4 protein-coding genes and 1 tRNA gene are annotated in these 4627 nt (G+C 70.0%); all 5 read left to right on the top strand.

The window, feature by feature from the left end:
• Positions 1–1183: hypothetical protein (locus tag M3Q23_11965; protein ID MDP9342780.1), on the top strand; the 1183-nt coding region annotated here is incomplete at its 5' end.
• A gap of 59 nt (positions 1184–1242) precedes the next feature.
• A tRNA-Tyr gene (locus M3Q23_11960) sits at positions 1243–1325 on the top strand.
• A gap of 282 nt (positions 1326–1607) precedes the next feature.
• Positions 1608–2600: an aldo/keto reductase gene (locus tag M3Q23_11955; protein ID MDP9342779.1), complete on the top strand. Its 993-nt coding sequence runs from the start codon at positions 1608–1610 to the stop codon at positions 2598–2600.
• The gene (locus tag M3Q23_11950; GenBank protein MDP9342778.1) at positions 2597–3463 is read left to right on the top strand and encodes an NAD(P)-dependent oxidoreductase; all 867 of its coding nucleotides are present in this window, start codon (positions 2597–2599) and stop codon (positions 3461–3463) included. The genes M3Q23_11955 and M3Q23_11950 overlap by 4 nt, the downstream gene beginning before the upstream one ends.
• 15 nt (positions 3464–3478) lie before the next feature.
• The gene (locus M3Q23_11945; protein MDP9342777.1) at positions 3479–4570 is read left to right on the top strand and encodes a hypothetical protein; all 1092 of its coding nucleotides are present in this window, start codon (positions 3479–3481) and stop codon (positions 4568–4570) included.
• Positions 4571–4627 lie beyond the last annotated feature (57 nt).

The raw sequence follows: 4627 nt of genomic DNA, 5'->3' as shown, positions 1-4627 counted from the left end.
GGCCGGACCCCCCCACGCCGGGCCGGCCCAAGGCGGAGGGGTTCCGCCACCTCCGCCCCCCGGCGCCCTGGTCGCGCCGACCGTGGCCGAGGCGATCCCCGCCGCCATCCGGGGGCCGGGCGCGGGCCGACCCGGGGGGCGCTCCCGCCGGCCGCTCCTCATCGGGGCGGCGGCCATCGTTCTGGTGGCGGTGGCCGTGGTGGCCATCCTCCTGCTGGGCGGAGGAGGCTCCGGCCCCCAGACGACCATCGCGGCCGGGCCCAACGGGACCGTGCACGACTCCAAGGCCACCTTCCGGTTCTCGGCGGACTCGTCGGACGCCACGTTCCAGTGCTCGCTCGACAGCGGCTCGTACGACCGGTGCACTTCGCCGGCCACGTTCCAGGGTCTCGATGACGGCCGGCACTCGCTGCAGGTCCGCGCCGTGACCGGCGGAAAGACGGATTCCACGCCGGCGTCGCGGACCTGGAGGGTCGACGACACCACGCCGCCCGACACGCGCATCTCCGACGGCCCTCCCGCCGCGTCGAACTCGATCACCGCCACGTTCTCGTTCACCTCCACCGAGCCGGGCTCGAACTTCGACTGCGCGGTGGACGGCGGCTCGTTCCAGTCGTGCACCTCACCGGACACGCTTTCGGGGCTCCTGGACGGCAAGCACACATTCGCCGTGCGGGCAACAGACCCCTCCGGGAATCGGGACAAGACCCCGGCGGAACGGTCGTGGACAGTGAGCCTCCCGTTCCCGACCGCCGACGAGAAGTTCCTGCTCCAGAGTGTGGATCCGAGCATCCGGCCGAACTGCGACCGGTTCACCAGCGACCTCTCGCGGCCCGGGGCCGTGGGGGAGATCCGGTGCACCGACGGCTCGCAGACACTCACGCTGATCCGGTTCGCCAGCACGTCGGACATGAACGACCTGTACGACGCCACGCTCAAGTTCATCGGGATCAAGCAGGGAACGGGAACCGGGTGCCCCGGCGACATCCCGACGGCCACCACGTGGCACCATACCGCCAAGCCGAATCTGGCCCTGGGGAACCTGGTCTGCTATCACACCCAGGGCGATTCGTGGATCGACTGGACCATCAACAGCGCGGACATCTACGCCTACGGGTTCCGTTCCGATGTGGACGACCAGGCGCTGTACGACTGGTGGGCCCAGAACCCCCTCACCCTGTGAGGTCGTTCCGGGCCGTGTGGCGAGCAAGCCCGGCGGATTGGCTACCATAGGGAAGCTCTGGGAGGGTGCCCGAGCGGCCAAAGGGAGCGGTCTGTAAAATCGCCGGCTGACGCCTACGGAGGTTCGAATCCTCCCCCTCCCACGAACCAACTGATGGGTGTTCGGTTCCTGATCGGGCTGGCTCTCTGTTTGCTGCTGATCAGGTTCCGATCTACCGTGATCCTTAGGTCGTGTCGTCAACCCGCTCTCGGTGGGGGCTGCCTGATCCTGTTCGGGTTCTCCCCGAAGACGCAACGATGATAGGGATGTTCATGCTCCGAGTCGTCCCTTGATTGTTCAGACCGGCCGGGCACGGTCCAAGGGTGTGGCGCTGGCGCTGCTGGCGACGGCCCGGCTAGATCCTGGCGGAGGAAGGAGGCCAACGATGGAACGGGTTCGTCTGGGCAAGACCGAGCTCCAGGTCTCACCGATCGCCTTCGGGACCTGGTCCTTCGGTGGGGAGTGGGGTCGATTCGACACGGACGAGGCCAAGGCCACGATCGGCCGGGCGGTCGAGCTCGGGATCACCCTCTTCGACACCGCGCAGGGCTACGGCTTCGGGGTGGCCGAACGCCTCCTCGGTGACGCTCTTTGGGGCCGGGCGCGGCGGGAGGACGTGCTCGTCGCCACGAAGGGCGGCCTCAGAATGGAGGGAGGCCAGCTTCTCCGAGATGCGAGCGGCCGGTGGTTGCGCGAGGGCGTCGAATCGAGCCTGCGGAACCTCGGTACGGACTACATCGACCTGTACCAGGTCCACTGGCCCGACGAGCACACACCCGCCGAGGAGACCGCCGGGGCACTGGAGGACCTGGTGCGGGATGGCAAGATCCGCCACGCCGGCGTCTCGAACTACGACGTGAAGCAGATGGAAGAGCTCGCTCGCTTCAGCAGGGTCGAGACCTTGCAGCCTCCGTATCACCTGTTCCGTCGCGAGATCGAGGACGAGATCCTGCCCTACGCCATGGATCACGACATCGGGGTGCTCGTCTACGGGTCGATGGCGCACGGGTTGCTCACGGGGACCATGACAGCAGAGACGAGGTTCGCCGGGGACGACTGGCGGGCCAAGAGCCCGGACTTCGCCGGCGAGACCTTCCGTCGCAATCTCGCCGTCGTCGAGCGGCTGAAGACGGTCGCGGAGCAGCGCGGCATCACCCTGCCGCAGCTCGCGATTGCATGGACCCTCGCGCAGCCGGCCGTGCAGGTGACCATCATCGGGGCGCGGCGACCGGTCCACGTCGAGGAGTCGGCCGCCGCCGCGGACATCGAGCTTGCACCGGAGGATCTCGCGGCCATCGACGCGGTGCTCGCCGACGCGGCGCCGGTATGGGGACCTCACCCCGAGGGCATGCCGACACAGGAAGGAGTCACGAGATGACCAAGATCGCCTTCCTCGGCCTCGGCATGATGGGGACGCCGATGGCGACCCGTCTGCTGGAGGCCGGTCACGATCTCACGGTGTGGGATCGCAGGGATGAGAAGACGAAGGCCCTCGTCGACCGCAGCGCCGTGGCGGCGACCTCGCCCGCCGAGGCGGCTGTCGGGGTCGATGTCGTGATCACCATGCTTGCCAACCCCCAGGCCCTCGAGCGGGTCCTGTTCGAGGGAGGCCTTGCCCGGGCTCTCGGCCCCGGACAGGTGCTGATGGACATGTCCACCGTCGGTCCCGAAGAGATCCGGTCCGTGCGCGAACGAGTGCCCGACGGCGTGATCGTCGTCGACTCCCCTGTCCGCGGGAGCGTTCCGGAGGCGAGCGGCGGCAAGCTCGACATCTTCGTCGGGGCCACCGATGAGGCGTTCGAGCGCGTCCGGGAGATCTTGGAATCGCTCGGGACGGTGCGCCACGTCGGCGGACCTGGCGCGGGCGCCGCCGCGAAGATGGTCACGAACTCTGCCCTGGGTGCTGCGATCGCGGCCGTCGGGGAGGCGCTGTCCCTCGGCGAGATCTTCGGGCTCGATCACACGGTCGTCCTCGACGTCCTCGCCGATTCCCCGGTCGGTCCGACCGTAAGGGCCAAGCGGGCCAACATCGAGTCCGACACCTACCCGCCCAGCTTCAAGCTGAGCCTCGCGCTCAAGGACATGCTGCTCGTGACCGAGGCGGCGAGCGGTGCGGGTCGGGACCTGAAGCTGGCGGACGCCTCCCGAGCTTGGCTGGACGAGGCGGCCGAAGCGGGAGCGGGCGATCTCGACTTCTCGGCGGTCGTGGCGACGATCCTCGGGCAACACGCCCATGGGTGAAGACCTCCGCCTCGGTTGAAGCCGCGCGCCGCTCCGTTGATCTCGCTCCGGGACGTGGACGCCGTTCGGGCAGCCCGCCGGCCCGGGCCGCATCTGGCCGGCCTCCGCCCGTCCGAGCTGCACCCGATCTACCCCGCCATGGTCATGGGGACCGGGTCGCTGTCGTCGGGAGCGCTGCTGCTGGGCATGCCAGGGCTCTCGGTGGCGCTGTTCGTGATCGCCGTGGTCGCGTTCGCGATCCTGTGCGCGCTGGGGGCCGTTCGCGTGGTGCGGCATCCCGAACGGCTCCGGGCGGACGCCGCGAGCTCCCGGACCTCGTTCGCGCCGTACACGTTCGTCGCGGCCCTTGCCGTGTTGGGGATGCGGGCGACGCTCGGCGGATGGACGGTGGGGCCGGCCGTGGCGCTGGCGGTGGGCATCGCCGGAACCGTGGTCCTGGCCGTCCCGGCGCTGCGAATGGTGCGGTCACACGCCGGCCGCCCGGAGGCCGTGACGGGAAACTGGCAGCTTCCGTCGGTGGCCATCGAGGCGCTCGGGCTGCTGGCGGCGGCGCTCGGGCTGCGCCTGCGCTCGGAGGGGTTCGAGGCTGTGGCGGTCACGCTGTGGCTGGCCGGTATCCCCGCCTATCTCGCCGTGGTCCCGGCGATCGTCCGGCGGTTCCGGCGCCTGCCGTTCGGTCCCGCTGACCTCACCCCCGATTACTGGACGTTGCTGGCCGTGCCGAGCCTGATCGGGCTGGTTGCGGCGAGGCTATGGGTCGCGGGCCCTGGATTCGGGGCCGCGTCGTGGTTCCGGGCCGGGTACGCGCCCGTGGCGTTCGCCGGCCTCGCGGTATCCGCGGCGCTCGCGCCGGCCTGGATCGCGCTCCAGGCCTGGAGACTGGTCCGAGACCCACCGACGCGCCGGTACTCGCCGGTGTGGTGGGGGCTGGTCTTCCCCACGGCGATCGTGGTGATGGCCGCACAGGTGATCGGCCATACGTTTGGCGTCTCGTGGCTCCATCCGGTCGCGGTATGCGGGTACTGGTGCGTGCTCGCGGTGTGGGCGGTCCTGATCCTCGGCCTGGTCCGGGACCTGGTTCGGCCTCGCCCGGTGGGCCCCGCCTGAGTCCTCGGCGTCCCGCACCGCCGCACCGAGCCGGAATGGAGGCGGGCGGTGCCTCTC

It is taken from the genome of Actinomycetota bacterium (genome assembly GCA_030774015.1).
Lineage (GTDB): Bacteria > Actinomycetota > UBA4738 > UBA4738 > JACQTL01 > JALYLZ01.
Note: the sequence above shows the minus strand (reverse complement) of the source record. Positions and strands in the feature narration are given on the sequence as shown.

Excerpts from the sequence above, each read along its gene's own strand:
- M3Q23_11955 (MDP9342779.1), top strand. The coding sequence starts at position 1,608 with ATGGAACGGGTTCGTCTGGGCAAGACCGAGCTCCAGGTCTCACCGATC.
- M3Q23_11950 (MDP9342778.1), top strand. The coding sequence starts at position 2,597 with ATGACCAAGATCGCCTTCCTCGGCCTCGGCATGATGGGGACGCCGATG.